Genomic DNA, 15543 nt, shown 5'->3' with positions numbered 1-15543 from the left:
GTTTGCCTTTCCGTGAGTGTTTGCAGGAGTGGCCCCACATTTTGCTTTACGCGTATTTTTTTGTGGGTGCGGTATTGGCAATCTCATTGCTCATTGAGTGAGAAGATTTCGCAAGGTTGTCAGGAGACGAGCAAGATGGTCACGGCAGAAGGTCTGGCAAAAGCGGCAAAGAACGTGCTATTAGCCCCCTTTCGGGCAGGGATGGCGTTGTGGCTTCGGGCGATGCAGGCGTTGCTCTACGCCGGCGTCATCGCGGCGCTGTTGGGGGTTGCATTGTTGGGTCACATGATTTGGCACGCCTCGCACCCCCTGGAAAACCCCAGATACAGGGGTTTGACCTACTGGCAACTGCTGAAATGGGAGAAGATGATCACCGACCGGCAAACCACCGCCTGGAACCGCGCACATCCGAATTTGAAGCCGGATAGTTGGAGATATTGCGTGGAGGGTGACGTATTTGTTGCCACATTGGGGTATTTGACCACTGCCAGGTATTATCTGTTCCACTGGCCGGGCAGCATTCCGGAGTACCTTCAGACTGTGGACAAGGCATGGGAGGATTTGCCAATTTCAAATTATTCGCCCAGCGCCTCCGCCGACCCATGCGTCTATCACTACATCCCAACCCCCGAAGAAATTCCGACACTCGAAGCCGAGTATAATGCCTGGAAAGCAAGCCAGGCGGAACATCCGTAGGAGGTTTTGTCGTGGAACTCGAAATCAGCGCCGGTACCCTGAAGAAAATCCTTGGCTGGGCGATTGCGCTACTCGTTCTTGCAGCCGCAGCCGTGTGGGGCTGGCCGAAGGTGAGCGGCCAGGTTGCAGGACTGTTGCACCGCGCCACGCCCACTCCCAGCGACCCCGCCCAGGTCGCCGCGGTAGAGGGGGTGGAAGCCTTTTTCAGCCTGGACGCCCAAAAAGGCGTAGACGCCTGGGTGGAGCGCATGTGCGCCTTGACCACCCAGGAGGGCTGCGCCATCTACCAGGTCATGCTGAAAAAGTGGGCGCAGCAGCAAATGAGCGCTTACCCTGACCTGCACAACCAGGCCACGGTGGAGGAGGTGGAATTCGTGGGCGAAACGGCCAAAGCAGACGCAACCTACCGCCTCTACCGCGTCGTGGTGCGCTTTTCCCAGCCGTGGGACGGCGTGGAGGGGTTGAAGGGCGATACGCTCACGGCCTACGCGCTGGTGCAAAAAGACGACAATGCCTGGCGCTTTGCAGGGCCGCTCGACGAGCAGGACGCCCAGCGATACATGCCGAAGCAGTAATGTTAATTGGTTTTTCTGCCTTTTAGAAAACGTCTAAGGGGGATAACGCCCAATTTTTAGTGAGATTTGAGATGTGAGGAGAGATGAAAATGGCTTATTATCGGGTAATAAGTATAGGTTACCAACGTCGCAGTATTGATGAATTAATTGCTATGCTGAAAGAGCACAGCGTCAAAAAAGTAATCGACGTGAGAGAACTGCCTACTTCACGTAGAGTGGATTTCAGGAAAAACGTTCTAAAGTCTCACTTGGCCGCGGCCGGCATTCAATATCAGCATGTTAAAGACGCCGGAAATCCTTATCGGAAAGTTGAAGGAGATTTTGAATACTGTATGAGTCTCTACTCATCTTACCTCGCGAATCATCCAGCGGTCATTGAACAAATTTCGGCTGCTATTTCTGAGGAAGCCGTAGCGATATTTTGTTATGAACGAGAACACGATCAATGCCATAGAAGTATCCTTATTGAAAGGTTGACAACTACAATGCCAGATATCGACCTCGTAAAAGTGGAGTAGGAGGAACATGATGGAAAGGTGGCAACGGCGTCGCATTTTGATATGGGGGAAGACTCGTCCAGAAGTTAGCAAGAAATATCGCGAAATAGTTTGCACTGGTGGGGTATTTGAGGATACTCGTCGTCTTGTACGGATTTACCCTGTTCCGTTACGATATATGGACGATTCAAGAATTTTCAAGAAGTATCAATGGATTGAAGCAGAAGTGATGAAAGCACCTTCAGACCCCCGTCCTGAAAGCTATAAGATCCGGTATAGTAACATCCGAGTTTTAGGGACAATACCCTCTGAAAAGGGGAACTGGGATGCAAGGGCAAGGTGGGTAATGAACCCAGAGAATATTTTCTCCTCTGTTGAAACCTTGAAGCTCAAACAAAGAAAAGACAAAACCTCGTTAGGGTTGGTGAAACCCAAAGAGATCTTAGACATTCAGGCTGTTCCGTACAGCGATGAAGAACAAGAAAGATTTTGGGCAAAGTATCAGGAAGCTATTCAACAGATGGAGCTCCCATTGGATTTCGGGAAAGACCATACAGTGAAACCATTACGTCCCCCTGATTATCGGTTTCGAATTACATTTCGTTGTGATGACCACGAATGCTCTACTCACCGGATGAGCGTTTTGGACTGGGAAGTTGATGCACTTTACTTCAACTTGCGTCAACGAGGCGATTCAGCTGAGGTGGCTGTCGAGAAAGTCATTGACAAACTCCACAAGATATGTGGACCAGACAAGGATCTCTATTTTTTCTTAGGGAACATTGCATCGCATCCTCAAGTGTTTTCTATAGTGGGTTTTTGGTGGCCTAAGAAAAAAAAGCAGCTGGAATTGGGTATTTAGTGTTCTCTTCGTGCAGGGGTAAACAGGGCTACTTGTAAGTAGCCCCGTTTTGGCCGCCTGAAAGGGGGAAGGGGGGAGAAAAAAGGCGAATGCGCCCTGAAAGGGCGCAGAAAAAGCACATGCGCGCTTGACAAAGTCCCACGGTTTGGCTACAATCGAGCACGAAAGGCGTGTCCCGTGGGAGAACCGCGTCAATTCGCGGCGTCCCCCGAAAGGGAGACGCCGTTTTTGTTTAATTCCATTTCGCACTGTAGGCTGGAGGCGTGTCCATGAAGCGCATACTGAGCTGGCTCACGTTGTTGGCGTTCCTGGCCTCCGTGTTTCCCCAAACCGCTTTGGCGGACGGCGGGGAAGGCGGCGACACCGGCCAGACCAACTACCTGTGGGGAGAGATATTCGACAAGAACGGGAAAATGCTCCCCACGGTCGTAGACAAAGGCGTGGTCACGGAAAAAGTGGACTGGGTGCCGAAGATATTTGGCGGCAAAGCGGAATACCACGTCTACGTCGCAGCCAACGGTAACACGGTGGTGATGCCCTCGGCAACCACGCTGTTCTTCATGGCGCTCAACGCCGACGAATCGGGGTTGAAAGACGCCAGCGCCTACTTGCAGAACGGCTTAGGGAGCCAGGTGCAGGGCGCAGGCGGCCTGCTGGGGAACGCCAAAGACGCCGTTGCCGCCATGCTGCGGGCCACCGGCGCGTGGGACGAAATCAAGGACGACTACGTTTCACCGGAGCAGTTCGCCGACGAAATGATCCGGGGGCGAAAAAGCGGCTGGTCGTTTGGCCCTTGGGGGGATGTGTGGCATCTTTTGAAATTTTTCTGGCACAGATCTCGAAAAGACAAGGCCCTCTACACCACCATTTTGCTTTACACCCCTGACAGTTGCCAGTTTGCGCCTGGGGGCTGCCCACCGGAGGCGCTGGCGGCGATTGCAACGCCGCCGCCCCCGCCGCCTTCGGAGTGCGCGCCGCCGGAGGTGCACCAGGGTCGTATTTTGGGTACCGGCCGTGCGGTTGCGCCGAATTATCCGCTGGTGGTGGGACAAGACCCCAAGAAGCGCGGGGCTGATTTGGAGTTTACGCTCACCATCGAGCCGACGATTTATATCTGGTATGAGGCGGTGCATCGGAGCGAGTGTCGTTATGTCCCCAACGGTACCGGACAGGGGTGCCCGTCCGGGGTGTCCCATGACCCTAATACTGTGAACAATCCGTATTACCAGCTTTACACCTGGACGGATTGCGTGCGCCATAAGGTCACGCTTCCTGAAACGGCGAATTGGGTCAAGGCCACCGCGACGCTCTCTCAGGATTCCCGTGAATGGATTACCCGCGGCTCGTTGGGCATCCGTTATCCCGGCGCTTATCTCCATCGCCCTGAGTGGTGGTGGTTCAACCCGCCCCAGGCCCAGAAGGGTGTGAGCGGGTACACCTACTACTGGCGTTTTCTCGTCAAGCGGGTTCAGGTCGCAGACCCCGGTACCTACAACCTCATTCTGGACGGCTATACCAGCGGCACGGAGGTTTCTTCAGGACGCCCGTTTCACCTGCAAGTGGGGACGTTCCAGGTGGCCGTGTTCACTTCCACGCTGCACCGGTGAGGGATGATGCGGACGCTCTTGCTGCCTTTCGTGTGGGTGCTCAACGGGTTCCTGGTGAGCCTGTACGTGTTGGCGGCCCATATCGCCGTGCTGCTGGCTGTGGCGGCGGCCTTTTACGTCTCCACCGTTGTTCCGCAGGAGCAGCGTCGCCATGCCCTGGCCGCTGCCACCCTGGCTTCCCTGGGCGTACTGTTCTCCCCGCCTATGCTGGCTTTCATGGTCGCCGCGATGAGCGCGGTGGGCGCCGTGGCGGTGCGGGTGGAGAGGTACAACCCCTATACCCTATCCTGGCGCATGGTGGGCGCGCTGGGGCTGTACGGCATGATGCTCTTGGGCTTTGCGCTTTACACCGCGCTCGGCGGTTTCCACAGCGCCGAGTTGGGAGCGTCTTATCTGGACGCTATCATCAAGATTGCCGTCTACGCTTACCCGTTGGGTTTCCTGGCTCTGGCAGCACAAGCCTTGTGGGTGCATCCGCCTATGCCGGGCGGCAGGCCGGAAGACCTGGTCACTACCGTGCGCACACGAGGTAAACAGGAGTAGGCCGTATGGAAGCCAAGTCCGGTTTGCTTTTGGGATGGTTGGGCGGCGTCGCCGCGATGTTGTTGTGGGCAGGGCATACCCTCTGGGCTGTGCTGGTGAGCGCCGCCGCTGCTGCTGTGGCGCTTGGAGATTGGCTCCCGAAGTGGCGATGAAAGGCGGGAGGCCTTAAGGCCCGGGTTAAGGGGTAGTTGGCCTTAAGGCCCGCGTTGGAGGCGTTTATGCTGGAAATCCTGGACAACGGCATTACGACGAACAACGGCGAGGTGCGGTATTTGTGGTTCCGTATCCTTCAGGACGGGCGTCGGTTCTACCGCGCCGTTGCCCTTGCAGAACTCACCGCGTTGCCGATAACCGCCCGTGAGGATTACGACCTTCTGGACAAACAAAGCGCCGCCTTGCGCGGGCTGTACGACGCGCAGGTGGATTTCGTCTATCTGGCCTTGGGAATTTTTCACCCGCGGCATATTGGCATTGTGCAGATGTACGGCGCGACCAGCGAGGGGGAAAATCGCGAAAGCGCCGGGTGCGAGGCGGAGCGGCGGCTGGCTTCCGTCCAGGCCGTGCTGGCGAATTACCCCCAGTCGCAGACCCGCCCGCCAAAACGGGAGTGGGTGGCCTGGTATGTGGATTTCGTCACCAACCAGAAGACGGTGCTTTTGGCTTTGTTGGGATACCCCGACCCGCGTAAGACGCGCCGGGGTATCGTTTCACGCGACGGCGAATTGCCTAATCCCACCTCCGACGACCTGGCGGCAGAGCAAAACGAAATCCTGTTTCGCGGTATGGCCAAGCTGCGGGAGAGTTTCGTCTTTCAGGTGACCGCCAAGCGCCTCTCGCGGCGCAAGTTGACGGAAAGCCTGATGCAGGTCTCGCGCCTGGCATCTCAGGCGGCTTCCCGTCAACAGGGGAGTTTGGGAATTGGCTTCAGCCTTTCGCTGCCTATCATGGCCGCAGTAAGTCAGGGCGTCAGCGCCGGAAAAGGCGCAGGGCACACGGACGGGCGCGGCGTCACGGACGGCGCGCAGCATTCGTGGGGTAGGGGACACGCAGACCAGGTTTCCCACACCGACAGCGTGAGCGACACGGTGGGAGGAAGCCGCTCGGTGAGCGTCACGCGCGGCACGGGGGAGAACTGGCAGCAGTCTGTTACCAAGACGCACACCGAAACCAACATGGCAGGCCAAACCCATTCCGAAACCGTGGGGGGCGGCGCCAATGTCCAGTTGGACGTGAGCGCCATTGTGGCTGGGGCCAAGGGCGGTTTCCATGCCGAGACATCGGCAACGGACGGTTGGAACCTCGGCCACGCGGTTAGCGACGGTACGGCGATGACACAAGGACACGGCACGTCGCAGCAAACCGCCGTCACCATCACCAACACCGCCTCGCGCAGCCATACCGAGGGCAGCGCGGACACACGCGGCGCTACCGACAGCGTGCAGGAGGGGTGGGGGCAAACGCATCAGGAAGCGCGCACGTGGTCGGATGTCCGTAACCTGACGGCCAGCCAAATGGCGGGCTTTGGCCTTTCCACAAGCCTGATGCCCGGCGTCAGCGTCAGCCGTCAATGGCGGCTGGAGGACGACGTTGCGGCGCGGTTGACCGAGGTCTTGCGTTTGGTGGAAGCGGAGGTTAACCAAGCCAGCCAGAACGGGGGCTTTATGACTACTGCGCTGCTGTTGACGGGCAGCGAGAAGGGCGCCCGGGCTGCGCAGTCCCTCGCGCCGCAGGCGTATCACGGCCCGAAGGTGCCGACGCCCATCCTCACCGTGCGGCCTGACCCGGAAGACGCGGACGCGTTGCGGCGGCATGCAATCGCCATGCTGCCCTGGATGCTCCCGGCCAACGGGAAAGGCGACCCCTTCGATGGAACGCTGTGGACGAAGTACGGCACCATGCTGCCCCCCGACAGGGTGGCGGCGTTTACCACCCCCGGCATTTTCGAGGAGGGTACGCTGGTGGCCGCCGTGCCGCCTATTCCCACCGGCGTGTCGTTCTACCCCGACATGGACGGCGAGGTGGTGCTGGGGCATCAGTTCAGCCCCGAAACCGGCGACCTTACCACCGCGCCCGTCAAACTGAGCAAGTCCCGCTTTTTCCACACGCTTTTCGTGGGGGATACCGGCTGGGGCAAATCTGTGGCCGCCGAGCGGATGGTGTACGAGGCCGTCAAGCAGTGGAAAATCCGCGCCGTGGTGCTGGACTTCGGCGCGGGGTGGCGCAAACTGCTCAACGCCCCCGGCCTGGAAGGGCATGTGGACATTCAGCAAATCTGGCCGGACGCGCCCCGTCCATTGCGTTGGAACCCCTTGCAAATCGGCAAGGGCATTCCGCCATCCATCCAGATGGACGCCTTCGTGGACATCTTCACCGGCGTGCAGAAACTCGGCGAGCGTCGCCAAAAGAAAGTGCTCCGCAAGGCGCTGCGGCAGGTGTATTTGGATACGGGCGTGCTGGTCAACGACCGCGAGGTGCGTAACGACCCCAAGTGGGGCAAGGTGCGGCCCGACGAGGCCGACCTGGTGGAGATGACCGCGGGCACACCTATCGCCGAGGTGCCTCAACTGAAGCGCAACCTGCTGGCGTGGTGGCGCAGTCGGCGGTCGGATTTGCCGGAACTGTATGCCTTTCTGGAACGTGAACTTCAGGAGGTGGCGTACAAACGCCGGTCGGATTTTCTGGTCAATATCTACGAGGGCATCCTGGAGCGGCTGCGTCACCTGGTCGAGGGCAGTGCAGCCGAGATGTTCGGCGCGGGCGACGACGCGCTGGATGTGGGCGACCTGGCCGCGCCCTGGGGCGTGGCCGTCATCGAAGGCGGTATGTTCGCTTCCGAGGAACTCAAAGCGTTCATCCTGGCATGGCTGGGGTGGCATCTTTACATGGACATGGCTTGGTACCGCGCTACTCAGGGCAAGACCAAGAACATGCTTCTCCTGGTCTTCGAGGAAGCCAACAAGATCCTGGGCGGCATTGCCGGGCCACCGGACGAAGAGGCCGCCCATCTCCGTATTTTCTCCGACTTTGCCGTGGACAGCCGCAAGCATGGGGTGCGGATGGCTTTCTGTACCCAGGCCCCCCACCTCATTAGCGATGCCATCATCTCGTCTTGCAATAACTGGGTGGTGGGGTTCGTCAAGAACCCGAAGGACAAGGAACTCACCCTGGAAGCCCTTGCCCGCTCGTCCAAGGGCTTCCGAGACGAAACCTGGCGCAATTTTCTGGCTTATCAGCGGATTGGGCAGGTCATGGGGCGTTTCCCGTACAGCATGGACAGGCTCGACCAGGCGCCCCTGGTCTTCCAGCCGTTGATTTTGGATGTGGAGGAACCCTCAGACGACGAAATTGCAGAACGCTTTGGAGGTCGCACATGAAGCAAAGGCATATTTGGATGGCAGTAGCGCTGTTTGCTATGGCGCTGGTCTTGATTGCCGTCGTTCCCCGCGGCGGTGGAGGGAACGGAGGCGCGGCGCATTTGGCTACGGCCACGCCAACCCCGACGGCGACGCCGGGGTGGTGGAGCGCTTTGCCCACCCCGATACCTTTGCCGGTATCTTCCCGTACACCCACACCCACCAAGGAGAGCAACCATGCCAACGACGGATGAAAAAGACTGGGCGGAGGTTGCCCGGCAATGGCTTAATCGCCCGATAACTTTGGCGCTGGTGTTGGAGGTCGACAGCCGCACGCAGGAGGTGCTGGCCTGGCGTACCGAGACGCTGGAGAACGTCGCCGCTTTGGTCGACGGTTTGAAACTCACAACCCCCAATCGTCAGGAGGACGCTGCATGAAAGGCAAGAAGAACTTGATAGCCATTGTAGGCGCCGTCGTGGTGCTGTTTGTCGCTTTGGCGGTGCTCAAACCCGCGCCCCAGGCGGACGTCGTGGTGGCGGCACGCGATTTGATGCCCGGCCATACGTTGACCCAGGCCGATTTGAAGATAGAGCAGTTGCCGCAATCGGCCATCCCCGCGGATGCGTTTACGAGCGTCGGGGAGGCCGTAGGGAAGACCCTGGCGGTTGCCCGAAGCGCGGGCGACATCATCCGGCAAGCGCACATCGGGCAAACCGTGAAACTGGCGCCTGACGAGCGGGAAATCGGGCTGCATGTGGTGGATGCTTCCGGGTTGGGCGGCACGCTGGGCATCGGCGACAAGGTGGGCGTGGTGGCCGTCATTCAAAGCAACGACATGGCCCACCAGGGCACGTTCAGCAAAGCCATGATCGAAGGGCTGCGGGTGACTTATATTGACCCCGACTTTGTGGCGCGTGACCCGCAAGAAGTTCAGGCCATGCCTACCGCTGAGAACGGATTGCCCACGACCTACCGAGAGCGCGCCCATGAGGGTGTGATCAACGTAGCCGTGCCGGTGGATATGCAGGCTGTGGTGTACGACTTCGGGGCTGCCAATGCACCCGACAAGGTTTATAAAATCAACGCGTTGGAGTTGCTTTCGGCGTTGTCCAGTGCAAGCAATGCCACGCTGTATCTGTATCGGATGGGCGATGGGGCTAAGAAGTTCACATCGTCGGGGCTGTGGCTTCCCGACCTCATCGTTTTCCCTGCCACGGCGACGCCCACGCCTACGCCGGAGGGCTGGAAGCCGGGGATGCCCACGCCCACGCCCGCCGCGACGCCGTCGCCGTAAGGAGGTGTGTGATGGGTTGGACGACGACAGGCAACAACGGCGCTGACGCCGTCACCGTGCTTTTGGCGGGCGCTCCCGACCGCACCCATGTGTGGTACACCGCGCTGGCTTCGGACGCCCGTTTTCGGGTGGTGAGTTATGCCACCGACCCGCAGGACGTCAAGGTCAAACTGGCGTCCAATCCCGAAATCGTGTTGCTGGACGCGACGATTTACCCCGGCCCCGACGCCTTGATGCAGGCGCTGGCGGGTGTGAGCTCGGCGGTCTATGTCTTCCTGCCGCCCGACGTGCCCCAGGAAATCGTGGAGCAGGTGGGCAGCCAGCCTGCGGTGAAAGCGTCTTTTCGCGGCGACGCCAATCTGGTCGAACTGGCGGGGCGGATGTACGCCGATGCCCTGGCTCTGCGGCGTCAGGCTCCTGCAGCCCCGCAGATGTGGGGCGGGGGACGCCCAACCGGCGGTACGGCGGTTGCGGGGTTGCGCATTATCACGGTGTGGAATCGCGCCGGCGGCACAGGCCGCAGTACCTTGGCCGCTGCGCTCGCGCTGGATGCCGCCCGTAAAGGGCTGCGGGCGCTGTTGGTAGGGCTGGGCGCGCCAGATGTGTTGCCGCTGCACCTGGGGCTGAAACCCGACCCCAACTTCACCCACTGGATGCAGAACCCCACCCAGGAAGGCTTCCAGGCCGCGCTGCAGCAAGTGGGCAGCCTGGATGTGCTGGCCGGTTTTCCCGATGTGCTTTCCGAAGCGCGAGCCGCGTCGCTCCCCAAGGACGACAGCGCTTCGGTGCAATCGTTGGTCACGACCGCGGCTTATGCAAACTATGCCGCCATCGTGCTCGATGCGCCGGTCGGGGGCGTTGCGCCTTTTGCCGTCGCCGCGTCCAATACCCTCGTGCTGGTGGCCAGGGCGACCCTGGCCGACGCATGGGCGTCGGTGGAGGCGTATCGCACGGTGGTGCAGCGCGCCGCGGGGCAGCACCGTATTGCCGCAGGCAACGTGGTCGTGGTGCTCAATATGCGGGATAGCGGCCAGTTGACCCCTGACGAATGGCACCAGGCCGCGGACGCCGCGGCCAAGAACCTGGGGCTTTCCGGTTTCCCGCCGGTGGCCGCGGTGGTGCCGTATGTAGCCGATGTGCCTGTGGCGCAAGACCAGGGGCGGCCTGCTTTGGACGCCTCGGATGCCTTTGCGCGGCCTGTACACAAGTTGTCCGATATGCTCTTCGGCGGCGCGCGGCAGGCCAGCGGGCGCGGCGGCAAGGCGATCAAACTTGGCTTCATCAAAATCCGGAAGGGGAAGTGACCTATGGCCGGTTGGGATGCCGTTGTCCAAACTTTCCCTGCTGACAAGCAGGGGGAGGTGGTTCAGCAGGCCGCGGCGATGTTAGGCCAACTCTCGCTGGACGAGATGCGGAACCGCGCGGCTTTGCTGTCACGCGCCCAGAACGCCGTCCGCTCAATCTTGAACCAAAACGGCTGGACGGCTTCTCCCGAATTGGTGCAGGCGATGGCGCAGCAAGTCGCCGCGCGCATCGGCGGTTTGGGCTTCCTGGAGCCATTCCTGGCGCCGGGTGAGGTTTCCGAAATCGCTATCACCCCCTATGGCCAGTTGTGGGTGCTCCGCAAAGGCGCGCCGGATTTCGAGATGGTGCGCGACGACCTCGGCCTGGAAGAAACCTGGCGCGCGGTGGATGCCTTGCTTGCCCCCTTGGGGCGGGCGGTTTCCGAAGCCAATCCCAGCGTGGACGCAGGGTTGCCGCGCTCGGAGACCCTGCCCGGCGGCGCGCGCATCAAAATCCTGCACCCCGTCATTGCGCCGGGGCTGGGGTTTCCCAGCGTCAACATCCGGCTGTACGAACCCAAGCCCGTGCCGCCCCGGCAGTTGGTGGAATGGCGTGTGGCGCCGGAGCCGGTCATCATGGGACTGGTGGAAGCGGTGGGGCGGGGGCTGCGGCTGTTAGTCATTGGCGGCACGGCCACAGGCAAGACGACGGTGCTTTCCGCTCTGGCCAACGGCATTCCCAAAACCAAGCGCGTGGTGAAAATCGAGGACCCAGAAGAGATTTGGATGAACCACCCTCATGTGGTCACCATCCAGGCGCGTCCATCGCCGCCGGGCTCGGACGTGCCGCCGTATACCCTGGCCGACGGTGTGGACGACGCCATGCGGATGTCCCCCAAGTGGCTCATCGTGGGGGAAATCCGCACCGGCGACGCCGCGCTGGCGCTGTTTCGAGCGCAAATGTCCGACCATCCCGGCTTGTCTACCTTCCACGCCGAAGGCCCTAAGGAGGCCGTCCACCGGATGGGCGTCATCATGTTCACCGACCGCCAGGTGCGTTTCGAGGCGGCCAAGGCGATGTTCGCCCAGGCCATCGACGTGGTGGTGCAGGTGGGGTGGGCGGATGACGAAGACGGCGTCCGCCGCAGGCGCATCATCGGCGTGTGGGAGGTGTCCAACCGCGAATTGGTGGGCGGCAACGTCAAGTTCCGGCGGTTGTACGCCAACGGCGAGGAGCAGTTGGGTGAAATCACCGTAGAAAGGACGGTGGCATGATGGACGTTCGGGAATTGCTTTATCGCGTTGCTAACTTACGCCCTTTGTTGATTGGGGCGGCTGCGGCGGTGCTGGCCTATCACCTTATCGTATGGGCCGCTCGCAAGGCCATGAAGCCAGCACAAAAGCGCCTCGCTGCCTTTAGCGGCGAGACGACCACAGCGGAAACGGTCGTGTTTGGTTCGAAGCGTCATCGTGTGCGGGTGGCGTTCCAACGCCTGGGCATTGACGTGAAAGGCTGGGAGACGGCTGCCGTGTGGGCAGGGCGTGTGATTGCGGGGCTGGGATTTGTGGCCGCGCTGCGGATGGTTGGGTTGAGTTGGATGGTGAGCGCTTCCGGCGTCGTAGCCGGCGCGCTGTTCTTCGACGGATGGGTCACGGAGCAATGGCGCACGATGCAGAACCAGATTGAAGACGAAATCCCGATGTTTCTACTCCGCATGAATGCGGTGGTGAAGACCACCCCCAATATCGCCGTGGCGCTGGAGGAGGTGAGCAAGACGCTGGTGCCCAAGAAGCCGTTGCGCGCATGGGTGGAGCGTCTTGCGCGAGCCTTGCAACAGCGTGGACGCAAGGCCCTGGCAGAAGCCCAGGAGGAGGCAATGGTGCTCTCTCCCTCTCTGGGCGTGGTGGTGGTGCTTTTGGGGCGGCTGGCCGAAACGGGCGGCTCCGGTTTCGCCGATGCGTTTGGGCAAGCCGCAGACAGCCTGAGCGACGTCCTGGACGCGCGCGTCACGGCCCGGGCCAAGGGCGCCAGCGCCCAGGGTACCTTGTTCATCCTGGCGGGCGTGACGCTTTTGATGATGGTAGGCATGACCAACGGCGGTTACGCAAACTCCCCTGTGATTCAAACGATGTTTGCTGTCTCCATCGTCTGGATGACGGTGGGGATGATCGTGGTCAAGAAGATGCTTCAGGAGGCGGTGTGATGGCAATCCCCGCAGAGATGTACAACCTGGTTGCCCTTGGCGCAGCATTTTTGGCAGCGGTTTTGGTTTTCCTGGGATTGCGCGGGTGGTCTATCGAACGCGCCACCTCCCGACGGTTGGGAGAATACGCCGCGGGTGGGCGCGCAGGCGCTTTGGACAAAATCGGCGAAGGCGTCTTGGACAGGTGGGGGGTATCGCTCAAATCCATTCGCTTGCAATATCGCTGGGCGCGCGTGGGCGGTTATTACAAGGACGAAAGCCTGGCGGCAATTGTGGGGAAGACGGTGGTCTACGTGCTCATGGCGATAGGGTTGGTCGTGGTAACGGCGCTTCCGTTGCTCCCCGCCCTCGTGCTGCTTTACGGCGCCACGCTCCCCCTGGCCGTGCTCCGGCAGCGGGCAGGAGAGGCCAAGGCTGCGGTGAGGCGGTCGTTGCCCGAAGTGGCCTCGCTGCTGGCTGCTGAGATGAGCGCGGGCGTTTCGCCTGAAAACGCCTTGCAACGCGTGGCTGCATTGCCGTTCCCGGTGAGCGATGTCTTCCAGGAAGTGCTGGAAGAAGCGCGGCGGTCGGGACGTGTGCTGTTCTCTCGCCCGCCGACCAAAGGGCTGTTGAAGGAGCGTTTGGCAGAGTGGGGGCTGGAAGAACTGGCGGCTTTTGGCGCTCAGGTTGACCTGGCCGCTTCCAAGGGCACGGATGTGGCCGAGCAGATGTTTGCCGTGGCGCAGGGTTTTGGACGAGAGTATCGCGCCAAGGTGCTCCGGCAAGCCGAGCAATTGAGCAACAAATTGATTGGGCCGGTGACGCTTTTCTTTTTCCTACCCATGCTGGTTGCGGTGATGATGCCTTTGCTCTTGGCGCTGGGCGCTGCGTTTGGAGGCGGTTAGTGCGCGCGTTGGATTATCTGGGAGCGTTGTTCGCTGCGGTGCTGGCCGCCGCGGAAGCGCAAAGCGGTGGGGTGCTGGGGGCGCTTGTGGCCGTACAGGCGCTCCTGGCAGGGGTACTTATCCTCGTCCATCGCAAGCCCCAGGCCGAAGCCCCCCTTGGTGTGCGACTGCTGGCCTGGGGGGCGGTGCTGCTCCCGCTGGCTTTGCGGACGGATGGGCGTCGCCCCTTGTGGGCTGTTGGCGTGAGCGCCGCAGGGCTGCTCCTGGCAATCTGGGCAATGGCAAGCCTGGGCGCAGCGTTTGGCGTCGCCCCCGCCGACCGCGGCCTGGTCGTGCGCGGCCCATACCGCTGGGTGCGGCACCCGATGTATACCGGCGAAATGTTGACGTGGCTGGCGGTCTTGGGCGTTTCCCCCACGTGGAGCAACCTCGTGATTGTAGCAATGCTGGGGGTGGTGATAGGCGTGCGAACCCGCTGGGAAGAGCGGCTGGTTGCAGAATACGACCGCTATCGGCAATCCACCCCAGCGCGCTTCTTGCCGGGTGTGTTTTAGTCGAGGAGGCGTTTTATGGCACGAAAGACTCTCAGGCTGGCCTATGGAGGGTTGTTGATTGTCGTGCTGTTCGTCGTGACGCTGGGCGTCGCTACGGTCATGGCGGATTACACCGGCCCGGCGCACCGCACGAAAACGGTGGCGGGGTGCACTAAGGTTTACCGCTATTACGACGACGCCTATATATGCTCTTTCCCCGGCGGCGCGGGGTTGAATGTTTGCGGCGACCAGTGTAGTAATCACCCCACGTGCTCTGCCTTCGTTTGCAATGACTTGCGGAACGGCGGAAACAACTATTACACCAAGGACGAAACACAGACGATTACGCTTCCCAATGCGACCGCAGACGCCACATTGCAATGCGCGACTCCCGGCGACAACGGGTGGTGCCGGGGAGGAGCAAACATCCATTTCACTGCCAGTGAACCCGTGAGTGGGCATGTCATCACGGCGATAGAGACTTCCAAGTGGGGATATGTGTGCCAACCCCATACCGCTTCACCTGCGTGTGACAAGGCTTTGCCTGATGGGGCCGAGAGTACAGATTATTGGGCAGAAAGCAGTTGGGGGGACAGCAGTCTGGCGCACACGATTTCGTGGAAGGTGGATGCCACCGCGCCCACTGCTGCGCCTACGACCAGCGGCGCAATGGGGCAAAACGGCTGGTATGTCTCCCCTGTGACGGTCGCGGCCAATGCCTCGGACGCCGCTTCCGGTCTGGCTTCAGTGCAGTACCAGGTGGACGGCGGAACGTGGCAAAGCGGCGAGACGGTGAATTTGTCAACAGACGGTGTCCATACGGTCGTTTTCAAAGCCGAGGACGTGGCGGGAAATACGACGACTTCACAGCGGGTGACGGTGAAGATAGACACAACCGCGCCGACGCTCACGCCCTCCATGCCTGAGCCGAACGGCGACGATGACTGGTTTGTGACCGCACCGGTGCAGATAGGCGCAAGTGCGGAAGACGCCACAAGCGGGGTGGCTTCGGTAGAATGCCGAATAGACGGGGGGGCATGGCAGACGCCGCCGGTGAATGTGACCGGCGACGGAGAGCATGTCGTCGAGTGTGAAGCGACGGACAATGCCGGAAACAGCACTTCCTGGCGCAAAACGGTCGAGGTGGACACGACTGCCCCAGCCTTGACCGCTTCTGCGCCGTCGCCTGATGGCAGCGAAGGGTGGTATGT

15 protein-coding genes are annotated in these 15543 nt (G+C 60.7%); all 15 read left to right on the top strand.

Annotated features, from left to right (window positions below):
* The first annotated feature begins 93 nt into the window (after positions 1-93).
* Complete coding sequence (locus ENJ54_03240; GenBank protein ID HFC08863.1) at positions 94-696, top strand: hypothetical protein; 603 nt, start codon at positions 94-96, stop codon at positions 694-696.
* 11 nt (positions 697-707) lie between these two features.
* The gene (locus ENJ54_03235) at positions 708-1271 is read left to right on the top strand and encodes a hypothetical protein (GenBank protein ID HFC08862.1); all 564 of its coding nucleotides are present in this window, start codon (positions 708-710) and stop codon (positions 1269-1271) included.
* Positions 1272-1354: 83 nt separating this feature from the next.
* Positions 1355-1789 (top strand): DUF488 domain-containing protein, encoded by a 435-nt coding sequence (locus ENJ54_03230; GenBank protein ID HFC08861.1) that lies wholly within the window; start codon positions 1355-1357, stop codon positions 1787-1789.
* Positions 1790-1799: 10 nt separating this feature from the next.
* Entirely contained in the window at positions 1800-2630 is an 831-nt protein-coding gene (locus tag ENJ54_03225; protein HFC08860.1) for a hypothetical protein, read from the top strand.
* Between the two features lie 269 nt (positions 2631-2899).
* Positions 2900-4237, top strand: coding sequence for a hypothetical protein (locus tag ENJ54_03220; protein HFC08859.1), 1338 nt, complete (start codon positions 2900-2902; stop codon positions 4235-4237).
* A 6-nt stretch (positions 4238-4243) separates the two neighbouring features.
* The gene (locus ENJ54_03215) at positions 4244-4780 is read left to right on the top strand and encodes a hypothetical protein (GenBank protein HFC08858.1); all 537 of its coding nucleotides are present in this window, start codon (positions 4244-4246) and stop codon (positions 4778-4780) included.
* Positions 4781-4998: 218 nt separating this feature from the next.
* The gene (locus ENJ54_03210) at positions 4999-8154 is read left to right on the top strand and encodes an ATP-binding protein (GenBank protein HFC08857.1); all 3156 of its coding nucleotides are present in this window, start codon (positions 4999-5001) and stop codon (positions 8152-8154) included.
* Entirely contained in the window at positions 8151-8387 is a 237-nt protein-coding gene (locus ENJ54_03205) for a hypothetical protein (GenBank protein ID HFC08856.1), read from the top strand. The genes ENJ54_03210 and ENJ54_03205 overlap by 4 nt, the downstream gene beginning before the upstream one ends.
* Positions 8371-8571 (top strand): hypothetical protein, encoded by a 201-nt coding sequence (locus ENJ54_03200; GenBank protein ID HFC08855.1) that lies wholly within the window; start codon positions 8371-8373, stop codon positions 8569-8571. The genes ENJ54_03205 and ENJ54_03200 overlap by 17 nt, the downstream gene beginning before the upstream one ends.
* Positions 8568-9428, top strand: a complete 861-nt coding sequence (locus ENJ54_03195) for a hypothetical protein (GenBank protein HFC08854.1) — start codon at positions 8568-8570, stop codon at positions 9426-9428. The genes ENJ54_03200 and ENJ54_03195 overlap by 4 nt, the downstream gene beginning before the upstream one ends.
* A gap of 11 nt (positions 9429-9439) precedes the next feature.
* On the top strand, positions 9440-10732 hold the full coding sequence (locus ENJ54_03190) for a ParA family protein (GenBank protein HFC08853.1): 1293 nt from the start codon (positions 9440-9442) through the stop codon (positions 10730-10732).
* A 3-nt stretch (positions 10733-10735) separates the two neighbouring features.
* Positions 10736-11986, top strand: a complete 1251-nt coding sequence (locus ENJ54_03185) for a CpaF family protein (GenBank protein HFC08852.1) — start codon at positions 10736-10738, stop codon at positions 11984-11986.
* Between the two features lie 529 nt (positions 11987-12515).
* Positions 12516-13799 (top strand): hypothetical protein, encoded by a 1284-nt coding sequence (locus tag ENJ54_03180; protein HFC08851.1) that lies wholly within the window; start codon positions 12516-12518, stop codon positions 13797-13799.
* Positions 13799-14353, top strand: coding sequence for an isoprenylcysteine carboxylmethyltransferase family protein (locus tag ENJ54_03175; protein ID HFC08850.1), 555 nt, complete (start codon positions 13799-13801; stop codon positions 14351-14353). The genes ENJ54_03180 and ENJ54_03175 overlap by 1 nt, the downstream gene beginning before the upstream one ends.
* A 15-nt stretch (positions 14354-14368) precedes the next feature.
* Positions 14369-15543, top strand: a 1175-nt coding sequence (locus ENJ54_03170) for a hypothetical protein (GenBank protein ID HFC08849.1), incomplete at its 3' end; no start/stop codon positions are given.

The sequence above is a fragment of the Chloroflexota bacterium genome, from assembly GCA_011322445.1.
Classification (GTDB): Bacteria; Chloroflexota; Anaerolineae; order Anaerolineales; family DRMV01; genus DRMV01.
The sequence above is the reverse complement of the archived record's forward strand: the minus strand, read 5'-3'. Positions and strand labels throughout refer to the sequence as shown.